We start from the raw sequence: 26449 nt of genomic DNA, 5'->3' as shown, positions 1-26449 counted from the left end.
CTATAAATGAAATATCAGCAAAATCAACACTTCCTGTGAACTTTATGAACAAAATGATCAAAAAATCCTTTATACAGCTTATTTTGCAAACGGTTACATTCTGAAAATTCGAAGTTATACTTCAACTCATAAGAAAACTACATGAACTGAGGGGGAAACAAAATGAAAAAAACGATTTTTGCGAGTGTCTTGACTGTAAGCGCTTTAGCATTCGCGGGTTGCGGATCTGACGATGCAGTAAATACGGCAGGGGAAGACGGCAACTTCGAGCCGTCGAAAACAATCGAAATGGTGGCACCGGCCGGATCAGGCGGCGGCTGGGATACGACAGCCCGTGAAGTTGCCCGTGTCTTCGGCGAAACGGAAATCATCGATGAAAATATGACCGTCATCAACCGTGAAGGGGGAGGCGGGGCGATCGGCTGGGCTTATGTCCATGGAAAAGAAGGGGATGCCCACAGCATGTTCGTCGCTTCACCGCCATTGATGTTCGTGCCGCTCAACGGCCAATCGGAACACGGCCATGAGGACTTTACGCCGCTTGCCAATATGATTGCGGATTACGGCGCATTTGCTGTCCGCGAAGATAGCGAGTTTGAAGATTTGAACGATCTATTCGACCAGATGAAAGACGATCCGGAAAGCATCACGGTCATCGGTACTTCCGCTCCAGGAAGCATGGACCATATGCAATTTGTCCGCATCGCCAAAGCGGCGGGCGTGGACCCGACTAAGATCAAATACGTTTCTGACCAAGAAGGCGGCGCTTTGACAGCAGTTCTGAACGGCTCGGTAGATGTCTTCTCCACAGGTGTCGGCGAAACGATCGAGCAAGTGCGTGCCGGCAATATCAAGGTTCTGGGTGTGACGGCAGAAGAGCGCATGGAAGGGGAAGTGCTTTCCGAATTCCCGACAGCGATCGAGCAGGGCATCGATGAGAGCTTCGTCAACTGGCGCGGATTCTTCGGGCCTCCCGGCATGGATGAGGCAGCTGTCGATTATTATGAAGCCAAATTCCAGGAATTGAGTGAATCCGAAGAATTTGCGGAAGTCCGCGAGAAATACGGCTGGACCGAAATGTACATGGGCAGTGAAGAATACAGCGAATTCCTCGAAGGCGAAAAAGAAGAAATTGCCGCATTGCTCGAGGAAATCGGATTAGGCCAATAATACAGTTACTTACTAAAAGAAATTACAGCTGTCAAGGCAGCTAAAAAGAAAAGAAAGTCAACAAGTGAAACCGGATCTTTAGCATTCGGTTTCTCTCTTTTCAGTCAAAAGGAGGCGTTTCGTTTGCTTGCAAGCATAAACCGGAAGTTGGGGCTGCTGATTTTCATTGTTGCGGCCGTCTATTTATATTTAAGTTTTCAATTACCCAATTACGAATATGCACCGATCGATGCGGATGTCATTCCGAAAGGCTTAGGCATCTTGTTATTGGTGCTGTCCGTCTTCTTGTTCTTTTCCCGCGTAGTGGAAACGGATGCCGAAAAGGCGAAGCGCGATATCCCGAAAAAAGAACTAGGAGTCATTGCAGCGGTGTTTGCCATGATTTTTGTTTATATTCTATTGTTTGAAACGATCGGCTTTATCATCACGACGACATTGTTCATTTTCTTCTGTTCGTGGTTTTTGGGTTATAGAGCATGGAAGACAAATATATTGGTCTCTCTTCTGTTCCCGATTGTTATGTATGCTATTTTCGTTTTCGCGCTGGGAATTGTCTTGCCGCGCGGCATCTTGCCATTTTAAGGAGGGAGTTTCCATATGGATGCATTTCAAGGTCTATTGACCGGTTTTCAAGTTGCCTTAAGTCTAGAAGGGATCATGTTCGTGCTGATCGGCGTCATCGTCGGTACTTTGATCGGGATGATGCCAGGCCTAGGCCCGATCAGCGCCATTGCGATCATGATTCCGATTACATACGGGATGGACCCGGCACCGGCACTCGTCATGATGGCGGGCGTCTATTACGGGGCTGTATTCGGCGGATCGACTTCTTCGATCCTGTTGAACGCCCCGGGAATTTCCGGAACCGTCGCTACAGCTTTCGACGGCTATCCGATGGCCCAGCAAGGGAAGGCCGGGAAAGCGCTGGCCATTGCGGCGATTTCTTCATTCGTCGGAGGGACCGTCTCGGTTGTCCTGTTGATGCTGCTCGCGCCGGCGCTCTCGAGCGTAGCGATTTCCTTTGGGCCTCCAGCGTATTTCGCCTTGATGTTCATGGGCTTGACCGCGATTTCCAGTCTTTCTGAAGGCTCGACGATCAAAGCGATGATCGCAGCCGTCGCAGGCTTCATGGTCGTCACGATCGGCATCGATCCGCAGACAGGGACGCAGCGTTTTACCTTCGGGAACGTCAACCTGTTCGACGGCTTCGACTTTTTAATCATCGCACTTGGGCTCTTTGCGGTCGCTGAAGTCTGTATGCTCATCTTGAACCGCAAAAACCGCAGCTTGAGCGACGACCAGAAACTGGGCAGCTTGAAGTTGTCCAAGGCGGACCTGAAAGAAATGAGCGGGCCTGTCAGCCGCCAGTCGTTCGTCGGCTTTTTACTCGGCGTCTTGCCGGGTGCAGGGGCAACAATCGCGTCTTTCATCAGTTATATTTTTGAAAAACGAATCGCTAAAAATCCTGGAGAGTTCGGGAAAGGGGCCATCAAAGGGCTCGCCGCACCGGAAAGTTCGAATAACGCCGCAACAAGTGGTGCGTTCGTCCCGCTGTTGAGCTTGGGGATTCCAGGTTCAGGGACGACGGCTGTCATGCTGGGCGCGTTCCTTGTGCTCGGCGTGCAGCCAGGGCCGCTCTTGATGACCGACCGTCCGGAAATCTTCTGGGGCATCATCGCTTCGATGTATCTCGGGAACGTGTTCCTGTTGATCTTGAACTTGCCGTTGATTCCATACTTGGCGAAAATCTTGAGCATTCCACGTCCTTTGCTGATTTCCCTCGTCATCATGTTCAGTTTGATCGGCGTCTATTCTATCAGCTTCAATGTCTTTGATCTTTACATGCTGCTGGTATTCGGCGCGTTAGGATTTGCGATGCGGATCTTTTCATTCCCCGCACCGCCGTTCATCTTGGCATTTATCCTTGGCGGCATGATGGAGCAGGCTTTCCGTCAATCGATGACCATCTCCAATGGCAGCTTGAGCATTTTTGTCGATAGCCCGCTTCCGCTATCACTGCTCTTGATTGCATTGATTTCCCTATTGGTTCCGGCATTCCTGAAATGGAGAAGCAATCGGCTGGCATATAAACAACGTTAAGGGGTGGGGAAGTGAGAAACTCTAAGCTAGTGCCGCGTGTTCTTGCTTTTCTGCTAGCCGCCGGATTTGCTCTTTTATGGATGTTCGGCTTATTGGATGCTTATACGGATGACCAGAAATTGACGCTGCTATTGCTTGGCATTGCTATCGGTTTGTGGACGGTAAGCGCCATGCCGCTTGCCGCATCGAGTCTTCTGGTGCTGGGCCTGCTGCTGCTTTTCCGCCTGACGGAAGAGCCGGAGCAGGCTTTTGCCGGTTTTCTGTCGGATGCGCTTTATTTCATCCTGGCACTGACGTTGATTTCAAAGGTGTTGGTGAAAGCACAAGCCGATCAAGTATTTGTCGGCGTGTTATTGAAAATGAGCAAAGGCAAAGTCCAGCGGCTATTGGTCGGCTTGCCGTTATTGATTGTCTTTTTGCCCATCTTGCTGCCTTCCGCTGTCGCCAGGTTCCGGATTCTTGAGCCGATCATTGAACAAGTGAACGACCGTTTCGAGCTCGGTAAGAGAAGCCTGTTCCGCCAGTTCAGCTTTTATGTTATCGGGATGATGAATCAGAACTCGACGATGATCGTTTTCACGGGCGGCGGATTCCCGATTTTAGCGGCCCAATTGCTGAGCGATTTCGGGGGCATCCAAATTTCTTGGCTTGGCTGGTTCGTTCGCATTGCACCGGCGCTTTGGCTGGCGCTGCTATTGATTAGTTTTGGGGTCTGGTTCTTTTTCAAGCGCCGCAGTGGTGCAGAGCCTCAGATGGAAGAAATGGAATTTACACCTGCTGCCAGTTTGCCGGAACGTTTCTGGTGGGTGATCATCCCATTTTTCGCCATGATTATCAGTTGGATCGTCATCGACCAGGAACAGATTCCGCTTATCGTGGCGCCTTTCCTGCTGCTCGTTTATTATGCATTGCCGGTGAATGGGCTTGTCGATGACCAGCTCGTGCGGGATTACGATTGGGAAACTTTCCTATTGCTCGGTGCCTCATTTTCACTTGGCTATTTAATAGAAGAAAACGGAACGGCCGGCGTCCTAGCGAGCCAATTGATCCAATTATTGCCCGCAGGAATGGGCCAGGGGGTAAATACTATCTTTATTGCTGGCCTCATCTTCCTATTGCGCTTCTTGTTTGTCGTGCCTTCTACGTCGATGATAGTCATTTTTCCGATCATCGTCAGCTTTGCGGAGATACTGGGCTTGCCGATTTTGCCGATGGCGTTCTTGTTGATCATGATCATCGGCGGCGTCACCATTTTGCCGATTCATTCCCCCACAACTTTCTTAGCTTTTCAAAAAGGGGCATTTTCCCAGCGTGAACAATTGCTCATCGGCAGCTTTTCAAGTGCGGTCATCACGGTAACTGCCATTGTTTTTGCGGTTTTCATCTGGTGATGGAATCCATTCACTAGTGCCAAAGCCAGCCTTCACAAGAAGGTTGGCTTTTTTGACTGCAAAGAGCCTATATGTTTAGTTGAAAAAATAGGGGGTAGGGTAATTCTAGAAGCAATTTAAACTAGAGGAGGCGGAAAAAATGTTTGATTATACCGTTACGACTAGCAAATCTGTAGAGGAAGCAACGGCATCACTCGAGGAAAACTTGAAAGAAGAACAGTTCGGCGTCTTATGGAACTTCGATTTGACTGCAAAACTTCAGGAAAAAGGCCAAGACTTTGATACGGCGTACAAGATTCTAGAAGTGTGCAACCCGAAAGAAGCGAATACCGTACTCTCTGAAAACTTGATGGTCGGTTATTTCTTGCCATGTAAAATTGTTGTTTATAAAGACGGGGCAGAAACAAAGATTGGCATGCCGAAGCCGACTTCGCTGATTGGTATGGCTGAAGATGGCGGGAAATTGACTGAAGTGGCTACTGATATCGAAAACCGCTTAATCAAATGCATTGACCAGACTGCTTAAATTTCAAAACTACTAATGGAGGGATTCTTGTATGACAGTTCAATTTACATCTGCTGAAAAAATTGCAGAAAAAGTGATGAACAACGAGCCCGTTGCCATTCTCGATGTCCGCAGCACAGAAGATGTGGAGAATTGGCATGTAGAAGGCAGCCATGTTGAGCTGCATAATATTCCGTTCAATAAAATAGAAGAAAGCGGCGAAGAAATCAATAAGCTGCCGAAAGAAAAACCGCTGTATACGATATGCGCGAAAGGCAATACCTCGAAGAAAGCGGCAGGGTACTTGCGAAATCAAGGGTTTGAAAATGTTATTTCGATAGAAGGCGGAATGGCTTCTTGGAGCGAGCAATTGGAGCCCGTGAAGATAGGGGACTTGAAGACTGGCGGCGCGATCTATCAATTCGTCCGTGTCGGCAAAGGCTGCTTGTCTTACTTGATCGAATCGGAAGGTGAAGCGGCGGTAGTGGATGCCGCGCGGATGACCGAGCCGTATGAAAGCTTCGCCAAAGAGCATTCGGCGAAAATCACCCATGTGCTGGATACCCACCTCCATGCCGACCATATTTCTGGAGGCCGAAAACTGGCCGAACAATTCGGGGCGCAGTATCACTTGCCGCCGGACGACGCGGAGGAGGTAGTCTTCGGCTATGAACCGCTTGAAGATGGAACGACCGTGGAGGTAGGAAAAGTGAAGATCAAAGCGTTCTACTCTCCTGGCCATACGATCGGCAGCACCTCGTTTATCGTCGACGATGACTATTTACTGACAGGCGATATCCTATTCATCGAATCCATCGGCCGGCCGGACCTAGCAGGGAAAGCGACTGATTGGGCGCAAGACCTGTACGAAACACTCCATGAGCGTTATGGCCATCTATCGAAAGAATTGCTCGTCTTGCCTGCCCATTACGGCGACATTGAAGAAATGAACGAAGACGGCAGCGTCCATAAAAAACTCAGTGATTTGTATGACCAAAACGATGGCTTGAATATTGACGGAGAAGAGCGCTTTATTAAGCGCGTGACGGAAAACTTAAAAGAGCAGCCAAATGCTTATGAAGATATCCGTAAAACGAATATGGGGAAAGTTACCCCATCCGAAGACGAACAAAAAGAAATGGAAACCGGCCCAAACAACTGCGCGGTCTAAGGAATGCTGGCTATACAAGAGTCCCTGCTATATTAGCAGGGGCTTTTCGTGATAAAATACCCTCAAGTAAAGCGAAAAAAGCTAATGAGTTTTTCGTTTGACATAATACCCTAAGGGGTATATTGTAGAGCATAACAACTTCATTATATATTTTGAACAGGAGGTTTGTCTGATGGAATACGATAAAAAGATTGAAAATCGCCTCAAGCGCATTGAAGGCCAGTTGCGCGGCGTCATCAAAATGGTCGAAGCAGACGGCGAGTGCCGCGATGTAGTGACTCAGCTGTCAGCAGTTAGAAGCGCAGTGGACCGGACGATCGGTGTCATTGTCAGTGAAAACCTGGAGAATTGTGTACGCGATAGTTTAGAAAAAGGCGAAAGCACGGAAGACGTCGTCAAAGAAGCAGTCGAGCTTCTCGTGAAGAGCCGTTAAAGCACGATAAAAGAAAAAAGACTTTAGCTGTTGACTTAATAGAATAGATGCTTTAATATACCCTATAGGGTATTAGAAAGAAGTGCGACGCCACTATAAAACGTTCTTTTTTTTGGAATAAAATATACCCTAAGGGGTAATTATCGGAGGAATTTACAGAATGGCAGAACAAAAGAAGACAACAATTGTACTTTTCAGCGGAGACTATGACAAAGCAATGGCCGCTTACATCATCGCAAACGGAGCAGCGGCTTACGATCACGAAGTTACCATTTTCCATACATTCTGGGGATTGAACGCTCTTCGCAAAGAAAATCCGCCAGCAATCAAAAAAGGGCGCCTCGAAACGATGTTCTCAAAAATGATGCCGCGCGGAGCCGATAAGCTTGGGCTTTCCAATATGCAATTCGGAGGCATGGGCCCGAAACTGATCAAGCAAGTCATGAAAAAACACAACGCCATGCCGTTGCCGGACCTAATCGACATGGCTCAGGAGCAAGACATTAAATTGGTTGCCTGCACGATGACCATGGATCTATTAGGCTTACAGAAGGAAGAGTTGCTCGATGATATCGTCTATGCAGGAGTCGCGGCATATCTTGGCGACGCAGAAGACGGCAACGTCAACTTGTTTATCTAACTCCCAAAAGTGGAAAGGATGAAGTATAGATGGAATGGTTGCTCTGGATTGCAGTCGGGGTCATTGCCTATCTCGCAATCTCCCGCTTTACTGCACCAACTAAAGGAATCGAGACGATGTCCACTGATGAACTGAAACCTGCACTCGGCAAGAAAGATAAGCAGTATATCGATGTCAGGACGCCTGCAGAGTTCAAAGCGAACCATATTAAAGGCTTCAAGAATATTCCATTGAATGATCTGCCGAAGCGTGTAAATGAATTGTCGAAGGACAAAGAAATACTGGTCATTTGCCAAAGCGGCATGCGCAGCAGCAGGGCGAGCCAATTATTGAAGAAAAATGGATTTACCCATATAGTGAATATCAGAGGCGGCATGAATAATTACCGCGCATAATTGGAGGAGGAATTTACTATGAAAAGCATGACTACACAAGAAGTTCAAGAATATATGAAAAACAATCCGAAGGCATCACTCATCGATGTACGCGAAACGGAAGAAGTCGCGGGAGGAAAAATTCCAGGAGCTGAACACATCCCATTAGGTTTGCTGGAATTCCGTTTGCAGGACATCGACAAATCAAAAGAGCACATCATGGTCTGCCGTTCGGGCAACCGCAGTGGGCAAGCAACACGCTTTCTTGAAGACCGTGGCTATAACGTTATTAATATGGACGGCGGCATGATGAACTGGGAAGGCGACACCGAGTAATATTTGATCACAGGCACGGGTTTATAAAAGGAGGAAAAAGATTGATGGTTCAAACAGATAAAGTATTGGACGCTAAAGGGCTCGCATGCCCAATGCCAATCGTCAAGACAAAAAAAGTGATGAAAGACATGGATTCTGGTGAAGTATTGGAAGTTCAAGCGACTGATAAAGGGTCAACAGCCGATTTACAGGCATGGGCGAAAAGCTCAGGCCATGAATACATCGGCACGGAAACAGAAGGAGACGTCTTGATCCATTATTTGCGCAAAGACGGCGTAAGTGAAGTGGAAGAGACGATCGAAATCCCTGAAGTATCGCTCGCTGATTTCCATGCACGCGTTGAAAACGGAGAAGCTTTGAACATTCTTGATGTCCGTGAACAGGAAGAATACGATGAAGCGCACATCCCTGGCGTCAAGCACATTCCGCTCGGTGAAGTGGAATCCCGTATGGACGAATTGGAGCAAGACCAAGAAATTTATATCATTTGCTATTCAGGCCGCAGAAGCGGAGTTGCTGGCGACATGATGGCGAAAAAAGGTTTCAAGACTTTATATAATGTAGTGCCTGGCATGCGTGATTGGACTGGCAAAACCGAGTAATCGGGCCAGTCCTGGCGCAAGCCGGAACTTCCTATACAACAAGCTTGAGAAGTTAAGAAGTTAATTTTTTTTGAAATAAAATATACCCCGGGAGGTAATTTATAAATGTCAGCAAAAGCAATGACAGCGGCGCAAGTAGCCCGCAAAGTAATGGATAACGAACCTTTGTTCATCCTCGATGTCCGTAATGGCGACGCATTCGCCGATTGGAAAATCGAAGGCGGCAACATCCAGTATTTGAACATTCCATATTTTGATTTATTGGACGGCGTTGAAGAAGTCATCGATCAATTGCCAAATGACCGTGATATTTTGGTCGTCTGTGCCAAAGAGGGATCTTCCATCATGGTCGCAGACATGCTTGCAGAAGAAGGCGTGGAAACGGCTTACCTGGCAGGTGGCATGAAAGCATGGAGCGAGCATTTAGAGCCCGTTAAAGTCAGCGATCTAAAAGATGGCGGAGAACTTTATCAATTCGTTCGCGTCGGCAAAGGGTGCTTGTCTTACATGGCGATTTCGAACGGGGAAGCGGCAATTATCGACGCCACTCGTATGACGGATGTCTTCTTGAACTTCGCGCAGGAAAAAGGCGCAACGATCAAGCATGTATTTGATACACATCTTCACGCAGACCATATTTCAGGAGGACGCTACATTGCGGAAGCTACTGGTGCAGTTTATTACTTGCCGCCGGCTGATGCCAATGGCGTAACGTTTGATTACACGGCTCTTGAAAGTGGATTTGAAGCAGGCATCGGCAGTTCGAAAGTCGAAGCCCTTTATACACCGGGCCACACCATTGGCTCTACTTCGTTTATCGTAGATGACCAATACTTGATGACAGGCGATATCCTGTTCATTGACTCTATCGGCCGTCCGGACCTTGCCGGGCTAGCTGAAGATTGGGTTGGCGATTTGCGTGAATCTCTTTACGAGCGCTACCAAGCTCTCACCAACGAATTGACCGTATTGCCGGCACATTTCATGATTATGGACGAACTGAATGAAGACGGCAGTGTCGCGAAAAAATTAGGTGATTTATTTAAAGAAAACCACGGCTTAAACATTGCGGATGAGCAGGAGTTCCGTGATATGGTCACGAAAAACTTGCCGCCGCAGCCAAACGCTTACGAAGATATCCGCAAAACCAATATGGGTCAGATCACGCCAGAAGACGAAATGCAGCGTGAAATGGAAATCGGCCCGAACCGCTGTGCCGTACGTTAAGTTGAAACACTAGCAAGTAAGGCAAAGAAAACATTCTAAAGGAGAGATTTTGATGAACGCAGATAAAGTACTAGACGCAAAAGGCTTGGCTTGCCCAATGCCAATCGTAAAAACAAGAAAAGAAATGAAAGATATGGATTCCGGGCAAGTGTTGGAAATCCAAGCAACGGATAAAGGCGCTTCAGCAGATTTGACTGCTTGGGCAAAATCAGGCGGCCACGAACTCATGGAACAGCAAGTCGATGGCGATGTACTTAAGTTCTGGATTAAAAAGGGCTAAGCTCTTACTAACCAGAAGTTATGAAAAGCAGAAATGCTTTTTTAGGAAGGATGAGTTGCCATGAGTATTGATTTTATGATCGTTATTTTCTTGATTGGTTTTGTCGGTTCCTTCATCTCAGGAATGGTTGGGATCGGCGGCTCCATCATCAAGTATCCGATGCTGTTATATATCCCGGTCATGCTGGGATACACGGCATTTTCAGCACATGAAGTCTCAGGCATCAGTGCCATTCAAGTATTCTTCGCTACAATCGCGGGGGTATGGGCATACCGGGGCAGTGGCTATTTGAATAAGTCACTTATCGCCTATATGGGCGGCGCCATTTTAGTCGGGAGCTTTATCGGCGGGTACGGTTCGACTCTCTTATCTGAATCCGCCATCAACATCGTCTATGCCATTCTGGCAACCATCGCAGTCGTTATGATGTTCATCCCAAAAAAAGGTTTGGATGACATACCGGCGGATGAAGTGACATTTAATAAATGGATTGCTGCAAGTCTCGCGTTCATCGTCGGGATTGCGGCAGGAATTGTCGGTGCAGCAGGCGCCTTTATCTTGGTGCCGATCATGCTCGTCGTCTTAAGAATCCCCACTCGCATGACCATCGCAACGTCACTGGCCATCACATTCATTTCGTCAATCGGTTCAACGGTTGGCAAAATCGTCACTGACCAAATCCTTTATGGGCCGGCTGCCGTCATGATCGTGGCCAGTATTCTAGCCGCTCCACTGGGTGCAAAAGTGGGCCAAAAAGCCAACACCAAAGTATTGCAATGGATCTTGTCGCTGTTGATTCTAGGTACAGCAATCAAAATCTGGCTTGATATTCTATAAGAGCGAAAAGCTTCCGGCAGTGGCCGGAAGCTTTTTTTGTTTTCACTTTGAAATTAAGTATATCCGGTTTTGTTCAGGCTTCGCAGGAAGCGATTTCCCCACTAGCCGGCAACTGGATACAGAAGCAGATCTGCTTAAACAAACTCGGTCCAACGAAATCTCCAAGCCACCCAGCGCCAAGGGTGAGCCGATGCGATAAGACAAGTGTTCTTCTTGGCTTATTGCAGGAGGCCAACCCAAAGCAAGGCGGCAAATACCAAAGTGAAGCCCGAATCAACTTCAGGAACACTTCCGCAAGCAAACCCCCATTCTCGATTTCTACGCTAGACTAGAGAAGCGATTTCCCCACTAGCCGGCAACTGAATATAGAAGCAGATCTATCTAATCAATCTTCGTACAATGAAATCTTCAAGCCGCCAAGCGCCAAGGGTGAGCCGATGCGATAAGACAAGTGTTCTTCTTGGCTTATTGCAAGAGGCCAACCCAAAGCAGGGCGGCGAATACGAAGATGAAGTCCGACTCAACTTCAGGAACATTTCCGCAAACAAACCTTCGCTATCTTCATTAAAAACCGGCCCAACAAAGCAGTTAACTACTGAAATGCCAATAAGCTTTCATTTGGATTTTTCAGTGGAAAGAGTACAATGAAACAAAGAGCATGGGAAAGGAAGAACAGCATGAAACCAGTAATTGTAGCTGAAAAGCCGAGCCAGGCGAAAGCGTATGGCGATGCGTTCAAGACGGTGAAGCGGGAAGGCTATATGGAAATGGCGCCGAATCCGATCTTTCCAGAAGGTGCGTTCATCACTTGGGGGATCGGCCATCTTGTCGAACTGAAAGAACCGAAAGCCTACGACCCGAAATGGGGCAAATGGTCGCTCGCTTCCTTGCCAATTTTGCCGGTCGAATACCAATTCCAAGTAGCCCGCGGCAAGTCGAAGCAATTCAATATCATCAAAAAACTCCTGAAAGAAACCGATACCGTCATCAATGCTTGTGACGTAGACCGCGAAGGTTCGAATATTTTCTATAGCATCTACCGACAGACTGGCGTGCGTGGCAAACAAATCAAACGGTTGTGGATCAATTCACTCGAAGTCGACGAAGTACGTGAAGGCTTCCGTAATTTGCGCGACAATAAAGAAGACCTGCGCCTTTATGAAGAAGCGCGGGCGCGTCAGATTAGCGACTGGCTTGTTGGCATGAACGGCTCACGACTGTATTCGCTGCTCCTTCAAGAGCGCGGCATCCACGAAGTATTTGCGATCGGACGGGTGCAGACACCGACCGTATTTTTGATCTATCAGCGCCAAAAGGAAATCGAAGCGTTTAAACCCGAGCCGTTTTACGAAATCGAAGGGAAGTTCAAAGCGGCGAAAGGCAGCTATAAAGGCAAAGCCAAACTGAAAGCGAAAGAGCGCAAAAAAGCGGAAGAACTCTTGGTTGCCCACGACTTGATGGATGGCAAAGCGACAGGTCATATCAAAGAATTGAAGACGGCAGAGAAGCACATCCCGCCACAGCCCTTGCATTCCTTATCCAGCCTGCAGGCAGCCGCAAACCGGAAATGGAAATACAGTCCACAAAAAGTGCTGGCGGCGATGCAGAAGCTCTATGAGAAAAAACTCGTCAGCTATCCGCGAACTGATTCGCGCCACATCACGTCGGCAGAGTTCGGCTATTTGTCAGCCCAAGTGGAGAGTTATCAAAAACTCATCAATGCTCCATTTTCGATTGCAACGAAAACACCGAAAAAGCGTTTTGTCGACAATTCGAAAGTCCAGGAACACTATGCCATCATCCCAACGAAAAGTTTGCCGACGGCCCGTAAAATCGATGGCTTGCCTCAGGACGAACGAAATTTATACGAAGAAGTGATGCGCACGACACTCGGCATGTTCCACCGGGATTACCGCTATGCCGAAACGAAAGTCGTGTCCGATGTCAAAGGGCTCGAATTTCATACGACAGGCCGGACAGAGCTCGATAAAGGCTGGAAATCGCTGTTTCCGACGTCAAAAGAAGCGAAACAGGACCCACCGCTTCCTGAATTGGCACTTCATGAGCAAGTAGCGGCAGCGGTTGCCATTGTCGAACGCATGACCACCGCGCCGAAGCCCTATACGGAAGGACAATTGATCGCCATGATGAAAACTTGCGGGAAGTTCGCGGAAGATGTAGCTGACAGCGAAATCCTCAAGGAAGTCGAGGGGCTCGGGACTGAAGCGACACGCAGCGGCATCATCGAAACGATCAAGCGCCATAATTATATCGAAGTGAAGAGAAACATTGTGTCAGTCACCGAAAAAGGGCGCATGCTGTGCCAGGCCATTGAAGGGAATTTGCTGTCGAGCCCATCGATGACCGCAAAATGGGAAAGCTATCTGAAGAAAATCGGCAAAGGCGAAGGGTCTTCGGATGTGTTTCTCGCCACTATCGGGAAATTCATCGAGAAGCTGTTGCAAGATGTGCCGGAACAATTGCGCAGTAATGGCATGCCCGATGAAATGCCCTTATTGCAAGGGAGCGAAATTGCGATATGCCCTCGTTGCCGAAAAGGCTCAATCGTTTCGTGCAGGGGATCCTATGGCTGTACGGAACATGCCAATGGTTGCAAGCAATCATTCCCGGCGGTATTTTTGAAAAAAAGGCTAACCGCCAAACATATCGAATACTTATGTACGAGAGGTAAAACTCCGGTCATTAAAGGCTTCGTTTCGAAAAACGGCAAAAAGTTCAATGCAAGCCTGGAATTGGAAGAAGGCAAACTGAAAATGAAGTTTTGACATTTCCCAGGAAGTACACAGGAAGGAGAGTCGATGATGAGGAAAATGACGATGTATGTAAAAGAAGCAAAATCACAACGCCCAATTCATGAACTGGAGGATTTGTTGCTGAAAGAGCCAGGAGTTGAACGGGTGTTGGTCGGCGTAGAAGACGGCGAAGTCAAACTGGAGCTGGATGAAACGAAGGTTAAAGAAAGCCAGATTATCCGTCTTACTAAAGAAGCGGGCTTTCACGTGGAGTGATTTTTTGCCACAAGGTGATTGTTCATGTAGAATATAAACCATTGAAGAGTAATAACTATATATAATAGGTCAAATGCCGCGGACCATAGCGCCGGAGGCAAAGCCGAAAAGATCCCTTTCATGTTGAGAGGCTCTTTTCGGCTTTTTTTATAGGGGGGAAGCAGAATGGGTTATTTTGTAGATCATCGAACGAAAAAAATCCATCATAGCCAGTTTGCAGGAGATAGCTGCGGCTTTTTGCAAACGCCTATAGAGCAAAGGGAGTTTACCGACAAAATGGAGTATGTGGAGAGCTTGGCAGAAGAGGAGTACGAACATTGTCCGCATTGCCAAACTGCACAATCTACCGTGGGTTAAATTGGATAGAGAGAAAAGCCGCCTAATAGGCGGCTTTTTCATGTTAAGAATATTTACTCGGTTCAAGCAGCACGAGAATATAACTGATGTCCGTCGAGAATTCCCAATCGAGAAAAATTTCACGGATGTCCCGATTGAGCAGTTTCGGAAACTGGGTTTCTTTCAGTAACAAACGTTTCTCAAGCGGCCTTTTTACTTGTTTCAGTTGTTCTGCTAAGCCTCTGCGTATGAGCTCACGTTCGATTTCCACCAAGAAACCAGTCCGTTCGATCAATAAGGTGCGATCATTCAACCAGAACAACTCAGTACTTTCGGGTTTTTTTTCGGCTTTTCTGCTGGCTTCCACGACTGACTCTTGGAGGGCTTTTTGCGTCGCATTGGACTGCCACTCAAATTCAGCTGCAGCGTCTCGATTTTCCATGACCCCGATGAGCATGCCCGTCTGGTTTTCGAGATGCCAATCGGCATAGATCGACTCCACTTTTTCGCCCGAAGCACGGGAGAAAGCATCGCAAATATCTGGCTTCAGTTCTTCAATAAGCAAATGGCGAATTTCCATCACACGCCTGAACTCGTTTTTTTGGAGCAAAATCTTTTCAGTGGGGCTTAGGAATCCTCTGAGATGGACGATGACAAAGGGTGGTTTCACAACAACGAATACAGAAGTTGGGCCTTTCCCGAAGTGTTCGCGGATGATGGTTGAAATATAGCCGCCGATTTCGCTTTGCATGGTTTTGGAATTCTGCAAATGAGTCGCCTCCTTGGATAATGTAATACGTGTAGGGGATACATTGTTCATTTATTTTGGGCTGCACTGCCCTGAATGGCCAACAACGATTAATTGGCTGGGAGAGCGGGTATAAATGGAAAAACGGGTACGGACGGAATTCAAAAGGAGTGGATTGGATGGTTTCGGCAGAACGCAAGACAGATCTTACGACAGCAAGAAACCGGCGTGTCCACACTTCCCGGAACTTTTGGGCGGGTTTATTGTTCGGAGCCGGAATGTTTTCTGTGCTCGAGCAAAGCATTTTCCATTTTTTCTTGCAATGGCATCATTTTTACGAAGGCAATGGCCCCCGAGCGATTTTGATCGGGGAAGGAATTTACCAGGTCATCGGTTGGGCATTGACAGTTTTGTCGCTATGGATTGCTGCCGACTTGGCCAGACGAAAAGCTTTTTGGCCGGCGCGCTTTTTAGGAAGCGCGTTGATTGGAGGCGGCGTGCTGCTGATATTCGACAGCCTGGTGTTCCGCCTGCTGTTGAATCTTCATACAGTCAGGGACACTGGCGACCCTGTCTTCTATGAATCGCTGTGGCTCGGAACAGCTGCTTTCCTATTTTTGCTCGGCTGGTCGGTCTTGCGCAACGCCTCAAAAGATGGCGATTAATCCCCTTATATTAATATACCCTAATTTTCGTATTTCCCCTTCAATGGCACAAAGCGAACAGCTTCAAGCGCTGTTTTTTCCAATTTCCCATCGCTGGATTTGTCGATGGCGAGAAGGTCCTGGCTGTACAAACTGCCGACAGGGATAATCATGCGGCCGCCGACTGCCAATTGGTCCATCAATTCTTTTGGAATATCCGAAGCGGCAGCAGTGACGATGATCCGGTCGTACGGTGCATGTTCCGGCCAGCCAAGGCTGCCATCGCCCAGTAGGAAATGGATGTTTTTGAATCCTTTCGCTTCGAGCCGTTTTCTGGCGCTTTCATATAGCTGAGGAATCTTTTCAACGCTATAGACTTCCTGTGAAAAAGCTGCCAGGAGCGCTGTCTGGAAACCGGATCCTGTGCCGATTTCCAACACTTTGTGATGGTCTTCGAGATCGAGGGCAACCGTCATTCCCAATACGAGTGAAGGCTGTGAAATCGTCTGGCCGTATCCGATCGGCAAAGCTTCGTCACGGTCGGCATCTTGCTGGTGGCGTTCCATGAACGAACGCCGGTCGAGTGAGCGGAAATAAGCGGTGATGTCCTGTTTACGCGCAGTCATACAGATGCACCTGCTTTCGTTCGATTTGTTTTATGGATTCCTTGCTACTATCATAAGGAAAAATGGCCCGAAGCACAAAGGGCGGCTCTTAAGGAGAGGAAACGGATATGGAGAACACAATGATTTCAACGCTTGAACAGGATTTTCCAGAGACAGCGAATCTAGAAACCGCAACCTTCGGGATGGGCTGCTTTTGGAGCCCGGATGCGCAGTTCGGTTCATTGCCCGGCGTGATCCGGACGCGGACCGGCTATGCAGGCGGCACTTCTGAAAGTCCCACATACCGACAGATGGGAGACCATACGGAAACCATCCAAGTGGAATTTGATCCCGGACAGATCCGCTTTGAAGAAATCGTCAGGGAATTTTGGCGCAGCCATTACCCGAACCGCGACGCATACAAAGGGCGCCAATATATTTCCTTGATATTTTGGCAGTCCGAAGAGCAACAGCACATCCTCGAGAAATTGAAGATAGAAAAAGAGCAGCAATTGAATGAGCCAGTCGACACGGAAATCCGGCCATTCGATGGTTTTACGGAAGCGGAAGAGCGCCATCAGAAATATTATTTAAAGCGCTATCCAAAAGCGCTCGAACAATTGGCGGAACTTTATCCCGATGCGGCTTTTCTGACACCGTCGACTTTTGCTGCCAGGCTGAACGGATTTGTTAAAGGATTCGGCAGCCGCCAGCAATTGCTGGAGGAAATCAGCGGATGGCCGATCGCCAATGAGTATCGGGATGCTCTTCGTCAAATATTGCTCAAGCTGAAATGGTGATGTGATGAATATTGTAAGGACCGCTGATGGCGGTCCTTTTTTGATGCAGTGGCAGGGAGAGCAGGCAGACGCAGCGAAATAACAATAGAGGCAAAAGAAGTGCAGGGGAGGAACATGAACATGGTGGATGAACGCACAATTCTATTGGTGCTGCCCATTCTGGTTTTGCAGATCGCGTTGATGATATTCGCATTAGTGGATTTGATTAGAAATCCAAATCCGAACGGTCCGAAGTGGATGTGGGCGGCGATCGTCGTTTTACTGAATATTATCGGACCGATTCTGTACTTTGTCATAGGGAGGCGGAATTATTGAACGTATTGGAAGTCAGGTCATTAACAAAGCGCTTCGGCACTGAGCAGGCAGTGGACGGATTGGGCTTCGAGCTCGCAGAAGGCAGTGCAACGGCATTGATTGGGCCAAACGGTGCCGGAAAGACCACAACATTGTCGATGCTTGCAGGGTTGCTGGAAGCGACAGCAGGAGAAATCCAACGCAAGAAAAACTTATCGATCGGCTTTTTGCCACAGTATCCGCGATTTTTTCCCTGGCTGAGCGCTTTGGAATTTACAGAGATGGCCGCCAAGCTGAGCGGTGTCGATTCCAAAAAAGCTCGCCAGCAGGCAGAACGCACACTGGGGTTTGTCGGACTTGGTCAAGTAACCAATAAGAAAATCGGCGGCTTTTCAGGAGGCATGAAACAGCGGCTCGGATTGGCGCAGGCGATGGTGCACCAGCCAAGTTTGCTGCTTTTGGACGAACCGATTTCTTCCTTGGACCCGACCGGGCGGCGGGAAGTGATGGAGCTGTTGAAATCATTGCTCGGGCAAACGACGATCCTTTACTCGACACATATTTTGAACGACGCGGAAGAAATGACGGACCAGCTGTTGTTTTTGCAGAACGGGCACTTGGTGGAACACGGTTCTCTTAATCAGGTGCGCAGCCGTTACGCAGATCCGCAAATTCGAATTCGCTTCGAGAACACTAACGCTGCGGAAAGGTTTGTGGGCGAATCACCGTGGCCAGCTGCCATTCAGGGTACAGCGGCCATTATTCCTATAAAGGCGGAAGGGCCGGTCATGCAAGATGTGTTTCGTTTCTTGTCGGTCAAGAGCTTTCCTATTGTTGGGGTCGAGCAAGAAACCGCTAGCCTGGAAGATATTTTCCTGAAGGTGGTGGCAGAAAAATGAAACAATTTTCAACTCTGCTGTTGAAGGAATGGCGTGAGAACCTGCGCAATTATAAGATATTCTGGATTCCTGTTGTCTTTATTCTGTTGGGCGTTACAGAACCTTTATCGAATTATTACCTTCCTCAGATTCTTGATGCGACAGGCGGTTTGCCGGATGGTGCTGTCATCGAATTGCCGGATCCTGAACCCGAACAATTGCTAGTGGCGGTCATGGGCCAATTTCAGCTAATCGGCATGCTCGTCCTCGCTCTCGCTTATATGGGCAGCATTGCTGGCGAGCGCAGAAACGGGACGGCTACGCTGTTATATGTACGGCCATTATCGTATGTATCCTATTTCCTCAGTAAATGGCTGATGGCTTCCATTGTGGCACTGATCAGCGTGTGGGCTGGCTTTTTGGCGGGTTATTATTACACGGCGGTGCTGTTTTCAGCTGTGCCGTTCGGCGAATTTCTGGCTTTTGCAGCGACGTATAGTTTATGGATGGTGCTGGTCGTCACCTTGGTGTTATTCGCGAGTGCGTCTATGCCGAATGCGGGCTTGGCCGCTGGGTTAACGCTCGCCATATTGCTGATTCTACAGCTTGTCGACAGCTTGTTTGGCAGCCGCTGGGAATGGTCGCCGTTAAAGCTTCCAAATTATGCGGCGTCCTTCCTGGACATCGGGCCGGATGCGACAGCGCTGATCTGGACATTCGCCATCTCGCTTGCATGCTTGATAGGACTGGCGGCACTGGGCATTTGGTTCTCGAAAAGAAACCGTGCTAAAACGAAAGTATAAAAGCAACCAGCTGCGCTAGCTGATTGCTTTTCTTTTGGGGGAATGCTGGTAGAATAAGAGCAGGATTTGGCACATGCTAGAGAGCTTTCATGCTGCGATGGATTGACCGTTCCAGCGAAAAAAAGCTATGATGCCAAACCATGACTCGTGCACAGTGGCCCATAAAATGGACGCACGGGCCATACTAATGAATTGAGGAATGGAATATGAAGAAACTGATTGCATTAATTTTTGCGGCACTGCTCCTAGTGGGTTTCGCCTGGGTCAATAATAATTGGATTGTCACGACCGAATATTCGGTCCAATCGGAAAAAGTGCCGGATGCATTTTCCGGCAAACGCATTGTCCAAGTATCGGATCTTCACAATGCTGAATTTGGAGACCAACAGCAAGCACTGTTGGAGAAAGTCGAAGCAGCGAATCCGGACGTGATTTTTATTACCGGGGATTTGATCGACAGTAATCGCTACGATTTAGAGAGAAGTTTGGCAGCTGTCGATGGACTGGTGGAGATGAGCGAAGTGTATTACGTCATCGGCAATCACGAAGTGTCATCGAACCGGCTGGATGATGAAATCGTACCAGCCTTGGAAGAGCGCGGTGTCGAAGTGCTGCGCAATCGCTCAGTCATGTGGGAAGAAAACGGGGAAGCTATACAAATTGCGGGTATCGACGACCCGTTGATGGATATCTATCTTCATGAAGAGGAATTCACGCGCAACAGCATCGCAGAAGCCGGTCTAAACGACGCGTTTACCTTGCTGCTCGCCCATCGGCCTGAACAATTGGACACTTACGCAAGTGAAGGGATCGATGTCGTATTTTCCGGCCATGCACATGGCGGCCAGATTCGCATCCCAGGGCTTGGCGGCTTGATTGCCCCTGGGCAAGGCTGGTTTCCGGCCATGACAGAAGGCGTCTTCGAATCAGGTGATACGCAGCTTGTCTTGAGCCGTGGCCTTGGAAATAGTGGATTTCCGCTGCGCGTTTTCAATTTGCCCGAAGTGGTGGTCGTAACGTTAGAGAATGAATAACTAGTGTAGGGGGACCGATTTTCGTGATTAGAAAAAGTGAAGTGACATTGCATTGCTATACCAAAAGAACAAATGTCTCCTATAATCTCCCGACAGACCAGCAGGAATTTACGATGATGCCGCAGGAGCTCATCAAGCGGGACGCGGGTAATCCCGAAAAGCATTTGATCGTCATCCGCGCGCGAGGCGAAGTGGCCGGATTTTTCGAGCTCGATGAATCAGAGGACCGGAAACGCTATTCCGATAACCCGAAAGCCTTGCTGTTGCGCGGCTATTCCGTCAATCCCAAATTTCAAGGGCGCGGCATCGCAACCGGCTCTCTTGAAGCCTTGCCTGTTTTTTTGCAAAAAGAATTCGAAACTTTTGACGAGATTGTACTAGGCGTCAACGCACGCAATCTCGCTGCGCAGAAGCTTTATCAAAAAGCCGGATTTGAAGACACCGGCCGAAGAGTCATGGGCAAAAAAGGCGAGCAATTCGCCATGTGCCTGAAAGTGAAATGAAAAATGCTCCTTCGCCAAAACCATGCGCAACTTGGATTTGGGGAAGGGGCATTTTCTATGGATAAAAGGAAAGGGCAAGTAGGTTGAAGAATAGAGAAGAAAGGAAGTGTGGGTGGCCAGATGCTTGCAGCAGGAGTGTGGGTACGGCTGAAAGCTTTCATGCTGGATTATATAGGGATTGTACTTTATTTACTTATGGTCGCAGTGCTGACAGTTTTTATAGCCCCGGAAATTCAAAATCTTTTCCAATCTTCTCTTGGTATCGCGCAATTGACTGGTTTTTTGCTCGTCACTTTGCCGATTTCGTTATACTTCGCTGTTTTTGATGCCAGGCATTTCAGTGGCACGTTCGGCAAGAAGAAAATGAAGCTTCAAGTGGTCGGACTTGAGGGCAAAGGCATTGGCATCGTCCGTTCGTTCATTCGCGTTGCATTTAAGTTTTTGCCTTGGGAACTGTCCCATTTTCTCGTCTACCGCTTAGTCCAGGCCGAAGAGGAGAGCATTCCTCTGTCCCTTTCAATTACCGGCGGAAGCATCTATGGATTAATGATTTTGTACATTGCAACTGCCTTTTTTTCGAAACAGAAGCGTACATTTTACGATTTCTTGAGCGGAACAAAAGTGATAAAAAAAGTATGATGCCCCTATAGCATCATGCAAATGTCTGGACTTACAAATTCATGTTTCAAAATACAGATGCTTGTGGAGGCTGCAACCAGGATTAAAGGCAGCTGCGCAACGTGGACAGGAAGAGGCGCAATCGAGATAGTCGCGGATGGACAGCTCGTTGTCGCATGACCCGCATAGAACCGCTTTTTCATGGAACTGCTCTTTCGGCCAGACGGAAGGGTTGTTGCAGCCGACTGCTTCATGGCATGCAAAGCAAGCGAAATAATCTCCGCAGCAATGGAAGCGGATGGCGATCCGGTCGATTTCCGAATGGTAATGGCGGCAGCGGGTTTCAGAATCGACATCGAGCCCAAAGATACGGGGGCGTTCACACATGGTCAGACACTCCTTTTAAAATCGTCTATTTCTCTCATGCTACTATGAAATGAACCCAGTGGCGAGTGTAGGGAGATAGCTGAAAATGGTCGCGAACGCCGGAAGCCTTTATAATAGAGATATGTATCTTGAAGGAGGAGACTGGGCAATGGTTAAGGAATTCGAAGATGAAGTCATGCGCGCGATGGACAAAGTATTTGAAGATGAGATGAAAAAAGTGAGCGACACGCTCGAACAGGATTTGCTGATCTCATTGATCGGTGAAGTCAATGCCGGGAAGTCGACAACGGTGAATAAGATCATCGGTGAAGACATCGCCAGCACCAACCCGATGCCTGGCGAAACGGTGAGCGTGGACCCTTATAATATCCGCGGCTTGGAGAACATCAAGTTCATGGATACACCAGGACTCAATGATCCGAATGATGAAAACCCGAAAAAGACTTTGGAGTTCGTCCAGCAGTCGGATGTCGTGCTGTTTTTCCTGAATGCTGCTGGAACGGTCTTTTCAGATAGCGAAAAGCAAAAATTCGCCGAGATCGAAAAACATAATAAAGATATCCTCATCGTCTTGAACAAAATTGATGCAGCAGAAGATATCCCATCGATCATTAGATTCATCAAAGGGCACACAAACAATAAATACAAAGTGATCCCAGTGTCTTCAAAAACGGGAGAAAACTTGGATCTGCTGAAAAAGGAAATTTTGCTGTTGCTGGAAAAGAAGGGGAAAGACCTGCTCTTCGCGAAAAGCATGAAAGAGAAATCGTCTGCCGCCACGCGTTGGATCGTGGGGGCCGGGGTCTCAGCGGGCATCATCGGCGCGTCACCGATTCCAGGGTCGGACGTCTTGCCGTTGACGACGCTGCAGGTCGGACTCATCGTCAAACTGTCGAATCTGTACGATAAGCCTTTGACGAAAAAAGCGGCGAAAGATATGATCGTCATTACAGCCACGCAGACCATCGGCCATACCCTTTACCGCCAGGCGTTGAAGTTTGTACCAGGTGCCGGCTCGATCATCGGCGGTACAGTGGCGAGTTCCATGACGCTGGCGCTCGGCTACGGCGTGAAATATGCATACGAAAACAATATCGCCATCGATTATGAAATGATCGGCAGCCTCTATGATAAGCTGAAAAAGCGCGAAAAGAATGCTTAAACCATGTGGCCGCCCCATTTTTAGGGCGGCTTTTTGGATTTTGTACACACAGAAGAGTGGAACTTGGAGGTGGGAATCATGAAAATTTTAGTAGTAGAAGACAACCCAAGCGTCAGCTCGATGCTAGAATTGTTCTTTTCAAAAGAGGGGCTCGAAGGTGAATTCGCCGGAGACGGGCTGGAAGGCTACCGCAAGTTCCAGGAAGAGGATTTCGACCTGTTGATCCTGGACTGGATGCTTCCGGGAATGGACGGCATCGCTTTATGCCGGAAAATCCGCGAGACAGGAAGCGAAGTCCCCATCATCATGCTGACAGCAAAAGACAGCGAATCCGACCAAGTGATCGGTTTTGAAATGGGAGCAGATGATTATGTGACCAAGCCGTTTAGCCCCTTGACCTTGATGGCTCGTATCAAAGCGGTGACCAGAAGGGCGCGGAAAGGTGAAGTGGCCGAGGATGGGATCCGCACTGCACATTTCCATGTCAAAAAAGAAACACGCGAAGTCGTCAAAGACGGCCAAGCAATCGACAATTTAACGCCGAAGGAATTTGATCTGCTGGTCTTTTTCCTGCAGCATCCGAAACAAGTGTTCAGTCGGGAACAATTGCTTGAGCAAGTATGGGGCTACCAGTTCTACGGCGATGAACGGACGGTAGATGTCCATATCAAACGGCTGCGCAAAAAAATTCCGGAAGGGGACCAGCTCTTCCATACGGTATGGGGAGTGGGCTATAAATTTGAAGAACTTGCGGGTTAAGTATTTTTATCAATTGATCGCGAGCCATATGGGCGTTTTGTTGTTTGCAGTGGCCATTTTAAGCACGCTATTTATTTTTTACGGTGAGCGAGTGGCGTATTCCGACAAGGCGGAAGAGTTGGAGCGCTACGGCGAACAGATCCTCCAGGAACTGGAACAGGCTCGCCCGGGGACAGATTTGCAAGCCTATGTAACAGTGCTTGAAGCGCAGAATATCAATTTCATCGTCTTTGATCAGCAGAGCCGGATTCTTTATCCGATCAACGGCAATTTTCCATCGGTCGAATTGACACCGGAGGAATGGAATGTCATCGAGCGCGGCGAAACCTTGGTCGTCTACCGGGATGTCGAACGCTTTGAGCGGTCGATGACGTTCGTCGCGTTGCCTTATGTAGAAGGCAGTACGCTTGCTGGAGGTGTTTTATTGGCTTCTCCTGTAAGCGGCATCCGTGAAATGGTAGCGGAACTGAACCGAACACTTATCGTCGTCATTGCCATTTCCTTGCCGTTTGCCTTGCTGCTCAGCCTGCTCCTGGCCAAAATTCACGTGACGCGACTGCAACGCATGAGAAAAGCGACGTCGATGATCAGCGAAGGACATTACCAAGTCAACTTGCCGGAGTCGAATTTTGACGAATTTGGGGATTTGGCACATGACTTCAATATGATGGCGGATAAGCTGCAGCGTTCCAGCGAAGAAATTGAGCAGCTCGAAAACCGCAGGCGGCGCTTCATGGCTGATGTCTCGCATGAAATGAGAACACCGCTTACGACCATCGCCGGCATTATCGAAGGATTGAAGAGCGGCATGATCGAAGAACAGCAGCGCGAAAAAGGCATCCGGCTTGTGAGCGATGAAACGAAGCGGCTCATGCGCCTCGTCAATGAAAATCTGGATTATGAGAAAATCCGGTCGAATCAAGTGACGCTCATGAAAGAGGAAATCGAAGCGGCTGAACTCTTGGAAATCATCCAAGAACAGCTGCAATTGCAAGCAAACGAAAAAGGCGATCGATTATTGATCGAAGCCGATCCAGGTGAGATGATTTATGGGGATATGGATCGATTGATTCAAATCCTGGTGAATATCGTCAAAAATAGCATCCAATTCACCAAAAACGGCGACATTTTCCTTCGCGCCCGTGCGGAATCGGGCTTTTCTGTGCTGGAAGTGGAAGATACGGGAGACGGCATCGAAGTCGAGGAACTGGAGATGATTTGGCGCCGTTTCTACAAAGCGGACATGTCGCGTGGAAGCGGCCAGTTCGGGCTCGGCCTTTCCATCGTTCGCCAATTGGTCAATTTGCACGAGGGGGAAATCTCGGTGGAAAGCGAAAAAGGCAAAGGGACCAAGTTCACGATCCGCCTGCCTCATAAACAATCAAATAAGTAACGAAAATACTTAAAGCCTGCCGTTTGTTCCGGCAGGCTTTCTCGTATCCATGCACTATAAAAACTTTACATTTCTGTTGCATGTTTGGTCATAATTTTTTCATATCTGCTTTGTATGATAAGAATATCGAAAGCCACAAGGCAAACGACAAATAATCAATAAGGGAATGGAAAAATAATGGGCTACTACAATACAACACCACAAAACAATCAGAAGAATCCATTGAAACGCTATATGGCTTCCAGTTTCGGAGGCGTATTGGCAGGTGCGTTGCTGGTAGGCACGCTGGTCACTGGAACCGATTTGGGTGAAACGGAATCTGCCACTGCCGGCGTCCAAAGCAGCGAACTGCAAAGCGAATCCGCAATTGTCACGACAGACGTCACAGAAACCGTTGACGCGACAGCGGATGCTGTGGTCGGCGTATCCAACCTGCAAGCGGGCAATAACCCATTTGCTCAAACGTCTACACAAGAAGCAGGGGCAGGATCTGGCGTCATCTATAAAAAACAAGGGGACGCGGCATTCATTGTTACGAACCATCACGTTGTGGAAGGCGCTAAAGAAGTTGTCGTGACCTTGGCAAACGGTGAAGAGCTCGAGGCAGAAGTGCTCGGTTCGGATGTATGGACTGACCTCGCCGTCCTGAAAGTCCCTGGAGCACAGATTGAAACAGTTGCAGAATTTGGGGATTCTTCGGTGCTTAAATCAGGAGAACCGGTCATTGCAATCGGCAACCCGCTTGGCCTTCAATTTTCTGGGTCGGTGACAACAGGGGTCATTTCGGGAACGGAACGAGCTATCCCGATCGATATCAATAAAGACGGCCAGGAAGACTGGCAGTCAGAAGTGCTTCAAACCGATGCCGCGATCAATCCTGGCAACAGCGGCGGCGCATTATTGAATGCCCAAGGCCAAGTCATCGGCATCAACTCGATGAAAATCGCACAGGACGCAGTGGAAGGTATCGGGCTTGCCATTCCAATCAATTCAGCAATCCCGATCATCTCAGAACTTGAAGGAGAAGGGGAAGTTTCCCGTCCGTCCTTAGGTGTTGCATTACTTGAACTGGAACAGGTACCTGCAGAAATCAGAAATGCCGAATTAAATCTTCCGGGGGAAGTGGAAGACGGCATTGTCGTCCAATCGGTACAGGAAGGATCGGGTGCGGATAAAGCAGGAATCGAAGCGAAAGATACCATCGTTGAATTGAATGGCCAAGCTGTTTCTTCTGTCTTGGAACTCCGTCAATATCTTTATACGGAAGTGGAAGAAGGGTCTGTAACGGTCAAAGCTTACCGGAACGGCGAATTGAAAACATTTGAAGTTCAGTTGAGCGAGGAAATTTAACAGGGCATACAAAAAAGCGGCGGACAGGAAATTCCTGTCC

General features: G+C 48.3%; 32 protein-coding genes. 29 read left to right on the top strand and 3 right to left on the bottom strand.

Going from position 1 to position 26449, the window contains the following annotated elements:
- Positions 1-162: 162 nt before the first annotated feature.
- The 17 genes from KTG14_RS07320 (at position 163) to KTG14_RS07240 (ending at position 14452) form a co-directional block, all read left to right on the top strand.
- Positions 163-1170 carry a tripartite tricarboxylate transporter substrate binding protein gene (locus KTG14_RS07320; protein WP_216970309.1) on the top strand — a complete coding sequence of 336 codons (1008 nt, stop codon included), beginning with the start codon at positions 163-165 and terminating at the stop codon, positions 1168-1170.
- Positions 1171-1293: 123 nt separating this feature from the next.
- On the top strand, positions 1294-1752 hold the full coding sequence (locus KTG14_RS07315) for a tripartite tricarboxylate transporter TctB family protein (RefSeq protein ID WP_216970308.1): 459 nt from the start codon (positions 1294-1296) through the stop codon (positions 1750-1752).
- Between the two features lie 15 nt (positions 1753-1767).
- Complete coding sequence (locus KTG14_RS07310; RefSeq protein WP_216970307.1) at positions 1768-3270, top strand: tripartite tricarboxylate transporter permease; 1503 nt, start codon at positions 1768-1770, stop codon at positions 3268-3270.
- Positions 3271-3281: 11 nt separating this feature from the next.
- Entirely contained in the window at positions 3282-4661 is a 1380-nt protein-coding gene (locus KTG14_RS07305) for an SLC13 family permease (RefSeq protein WP_308461973.1), read from the top strand.
- 139 nt (positions 4662-4800) lie between these two features.
- Positions 4801-5187, top strand: a complete 387-nt coding sequence (locus KTG14_RS07300) for a DUF302 domain-containing protein (RefSeq protein WP_216970306.1) — start codon at positions 4801-4803, stop codon at positions 5185-5187.
- A gap of 31 nt (positions 5188-5218) precedes the next feature.
- Positions 5219-6337, top strand: a complete 1119-nt coding sequence (locus KTG14_RS07295; protein ID WP_216970305.1) for an MBL fold metallo-hydrolase — start codon at positions 5219-5221, stop codon at positions 6335-6337.
- Positions 6338-6509: 172 nt separating this feature from the next.
- Positions 6510-6770, top strand: coding sequence for a metal-sensitive transcriptional regulator (locus KTG14_RS07290; RefSeq protein ID WP_216970304.1), 261 nt, complete (start codon positions 6510-6512; stop codon positions 6768-6770).
- A gap of 160 nt (positions 6771-6930) precedes the next feature.
- Positions 6931-7410 (top strand): DsrE/DsrF/DrsH-like family protein, encoded by a 480-nt coding sequence (locus KTG14_RS07285; protein ID WP_216970303.1) that lies wholly within the window; start codon positions 6931-6933, stop codon positions 7408-7410.
- Positions 7411-7439: 29 nt separating this feature from the next.
- A complete protein-coding gene (locus KTG14_RS07280; RefSeq protein ID WP_216970302.1) occupies positions 7440-7805 on the top strand; it encodes a rhodanese-like domain-containing protein in 366 nt (121 codons plus the stop codon).
- 18 nt (positions 7806-7823) lie between these two features.
- The gene (locus KTG14_RS07275) at positions 7824-8120 is read left to right on the top strand and encodes a rhodanese-like domain-containing protein (RefSeq protein ID WP_216970301.1); all 297 of its coding nucleotides are present in this window, start codon (positions 7824-7826) and stop codon (positions 8118-8120) included.
- Between the two features lie 44 nt (positions 8121-8164).
- Positions 8165-8722, top strand: a complete 558-nt coding sequence (locus KTG14_RS07270; RefSeq protein ID WP_216970392.1) for a sulfurtransferase TusA family protein — start codon at positions 8165-8167, stop codon at positions 8720-8722.
- 105 nt (positions 8723-8827) lie between these two features.
- Entirely contained in the window at positions 8828-9949 is a 1122-nt protein-coding gene (locus KTG14_RS07265; RefSeq protein ID WP_216970300.1) for an MBL fold metallo-hydrolase, read from the top strand.
- A gap of 52 nt (positions 9950-10001) precedes the next feature.
- Positions 10002-10229 carry a sulfurtransferase TusA family protein gene (locus KTG14_RS07260; RefSeq protein ID WP_216970299.1) on the top strand — a complete coding sequence of 76 codons (228 nt, stop codon included), beginning with the start codon at positions 10002-10004 and terminating at the stop codon, positions 10227-10229.
- 60 nt (positions 10230-10289) lie between these two features.
- Entirely contained in the window at positions 10290-11066 is a 777-nt protein-coding gene (locus KTG14_RS07255; protein ID WP_216970298.1) for a sulfite exporter TauE/SafE family protein, read from the top strand.
- 677 nt (positions 11067-11743) lie between these two features.
- Positions 11744-13852 (top strand): type IA DNA topoisomerase, encoded by a 2109-nt coding sequence (locus KTG14_RS07250; RefSeq protein ID WP_216970297.1) that lies wholly within the window; start codon positions 11744-11746, stop codon positions 13850-13852.
- 33 nt (positions 13853-13885) lie between these two features.
- The gene (locus KTG14_RS07245) at positions 13886-14095 is read left to right on the top strand and encodes a hypothetical protein (protein WP_216970296.1); all 210 of its coding nucleotides are present in this window, start codon (positions 13886-13888) and stop codon (positions 14093-14095) included.
- A gap of 165 nt (positions 14096-14260) precedes the next feature.
- Positions 14261-14452, top strand: a complete 192-nt coding sequence (locus tag KTG14_RS07240; protein WP_216970295.1) for a hypothetical protein — start codon at positions 14261-14263, stop codon at positions 14450-14452.
- A gap of 43 nt (positions 14453-14495) precedes the next feature.
- Here KTG14_RS07240 and KTG14_RS07235 read toward each other — a convergent pair whose 3' ends face one another.
- A complete protein-coding gene (locus KTG14_RS07235) occupies positions 14496-15200 on the bottom strand; it encodes a Na-translocating system protein MpsC family protein (protein ID WP_216970294.1) in 705 nt (234 codons plus the stop codon).
- Positions 15201-15358: 158 nt separating this feature from the next.
- Between KTG14_RS07235 and KTG14_RS07230 the strand changes: the two genes are divergently transcribed.
- Positions 15359-15844: a DUF2243 domain-containing protein gene (locus KTG14_RS07230; RefSeq protein ID WP_216970293.1), complete on the top strand. Its 486-nt coding sequence runs from the start codon at positions 15359-15361 to the stop codon at positions 15842-15844.
- Between the two features lie 20 nt (positions 15845-15864).
- Here the strand turns inward: KTG14_RS07230 and KTG14_RS07225 are convergent, their stop codons facing one another.
- The gene (locus tag KTG14_RS07225) at positions 15865-16449 is read right to left on the bottom strand and encodes a protein-L-isoaspartate(D-aspartate) O-methyltransferase (protein ID WP_216970292.1); all 585 of its coding nucleotides are present in this window, start codon (positions 16447-16449) and stop codon (positions 15865-15867) included.
- A gap of 107 nt (positions 16450-16556) precedes the next feature.
- Here KTG14_RS07225 and msrA point away from each other — a divergent pair, with 107 nt between their 5' ends.
- From msrA to KTG14_RS07190, 7 genes are all read left to right on the top strand, one after another.
- Positions 16557-17228, top strand: a complete 672-nt coding sequence (msrA, locus tag KTG14_RS07220; RefSeq protein WP_216970291.1) for a peptide-methionine (S)-S-oxide reductase MsrA — start codon at positions 16557-16559, stop codon at positions 17226-17228.
- A 120-nt stretch (positions 17229-17348) separates the two neighbouring features.
- On the top strand, positions 17349-17543 hold the full coding sequence (locus tag KTG14_RS07215) for a PLD nuclease N-terminal domain-containing protein (RefSeq protein ID WP_374939884.1): 195 nt from the start codon (positions 17349-17351) through the stop codon (positions 17541-17543).
- Positions 17540-18421: an ABC transporter ATP-binding protein gene (locus tag KTG14_RS07210; protein WP_216970289.1), complete on the top strand. Its 882-nt coding sequence runs from the start codon at positions 17540-17542 to the stop codon at positions 18419-18421. The genes KTG14_RS07215 and KTG14_RS07210 overlap by 4 nt, the downstream gene beginning before the upstream one ends.
- On the top strand, positions 18418-19203 hold the full coding sequence (locus KTG14_RS07205) for an ABC transporter permease (protein WP_216970288.1): 786 nt from the start codon (positions 18418-18420) through the stop codon (positions 19201-19203). Before KTG14_RS07210 ends, KTG14_RS07205 begins: the two co-directional genes overlap by 4 nt.
- Positions 19204-19409: 206 nt before the next feature.
- Entirely contained in the window at positions 19410-20237 is an 828-nt protein-coding gene (locus tag KTG14_RS07200) for a metallophosphoesterase (protein WP_216970287.1), read from the top strand.
- Between the two features lie 23 nt (positions 20238-20260).
- Positions 20261-20740 carry a GNAT family N-acetyltransferase gene (locus KTG14_RS07195; RefSeq protein WP_216970286.1) on the top strand — a complete coding sequence of 160 codons (480 nt, stop codon included), beginning with the start codon at positions 20261-20263 and terminating at the stop codon, positions 20738-20740.
- A gap of 108 nt (positions 20741-20848) precedes the next feature.
- Positions 20849-21379 carry an RDD family protein gene (locus KTG14_RS07190; protein ID WP_216970285.1) on the top strand — a complete coding sequence of 177 codons (531 nt, stop codon included), beginning with the start codon at positions 20849-20851 and terminating at the stop codon, positions 21377-21379.
- Between the two features lie 39 nt (positions 21380-21418).
- On the opposite strand, the gene KTG14_RS07185 is transcribed toward KTG14_RS07190, so the two are convergent.
- Positions 21419-21745, bottom strand: a complete 327-nt coding sequence (locus KTG14_RS07185) for a CHY zinc finger protein (RefSeq protein ID WP_216970284.1) — start codon at positions 21743-21745, stop codon at positions 21419-21421.
- A gap of 148 nt (positions 21746-21893) precedes the next feature.
- On the opposite strand from KTG14_RS07185, the gene KTG14_RS07180 reads away from it, so the two are divergent.
- The 4 genes from KTG14_RS07180 (at position 21894) to KTG14_RS07165 (ending at position 26409) form a co-directional block, all read left to right on the top strand.
- Complete coding sequence (locus KTG14_RS07180; protein WP_101191574.1) at positions 21894-22907, top strand: GTPase; 1014 nt, start codon at positions 21894-21896, stop codon at positions 22905-22907.
- 78 nt (positions 22908-22985) lie between these two features.
- A complete protein-coding gene (locus KTG14_RS07175; protein ID WP_216970283.1) occupies positions 22986-23666 on the top strand; it encodes a response regulator transcription factor in 681 nt (226 codons plus the stop codon).
- Positions 23656-25059, top strand: coding sequence for a sensor histidine kinase (locus tag KTG14_RS07170; protein WP_254178043.1), 1404 nt, complete (start codon positions 23656-23658; stop codon positions 25057-25059). Before KTG14_RS07175 ends, KTG14_RS07170 begins: the two co-directional genes overlap by 11 nt.
- 177 nt (positions 25060-25236) lie before the next feature.
- Complete coding sequence (locus KTG14_RS07165) at positions 25237-26409, top strand: S1C family serine protease (protein ID WP_216970282.1); 1173 nt, start codon at positions 25237-25239, stop codon at positions 26407-26409.
- The last annotated feature ends 40 nt before the right edge of the window (positions 26410-26449 follow it).

This window comes from Planococcus sp. CP5-4_YE (assembly GCF_019042655.1).
Classification (GTDB): domain Bacteria; phylum Bacillota; class Bacilli; order Bacillales_A; family Planococcaceae; genus Planococcus.
Note: the sequence above shows the minus strand (reverse complement) of the source record. Positions and strands in the feature narration are given on the sequence as shown.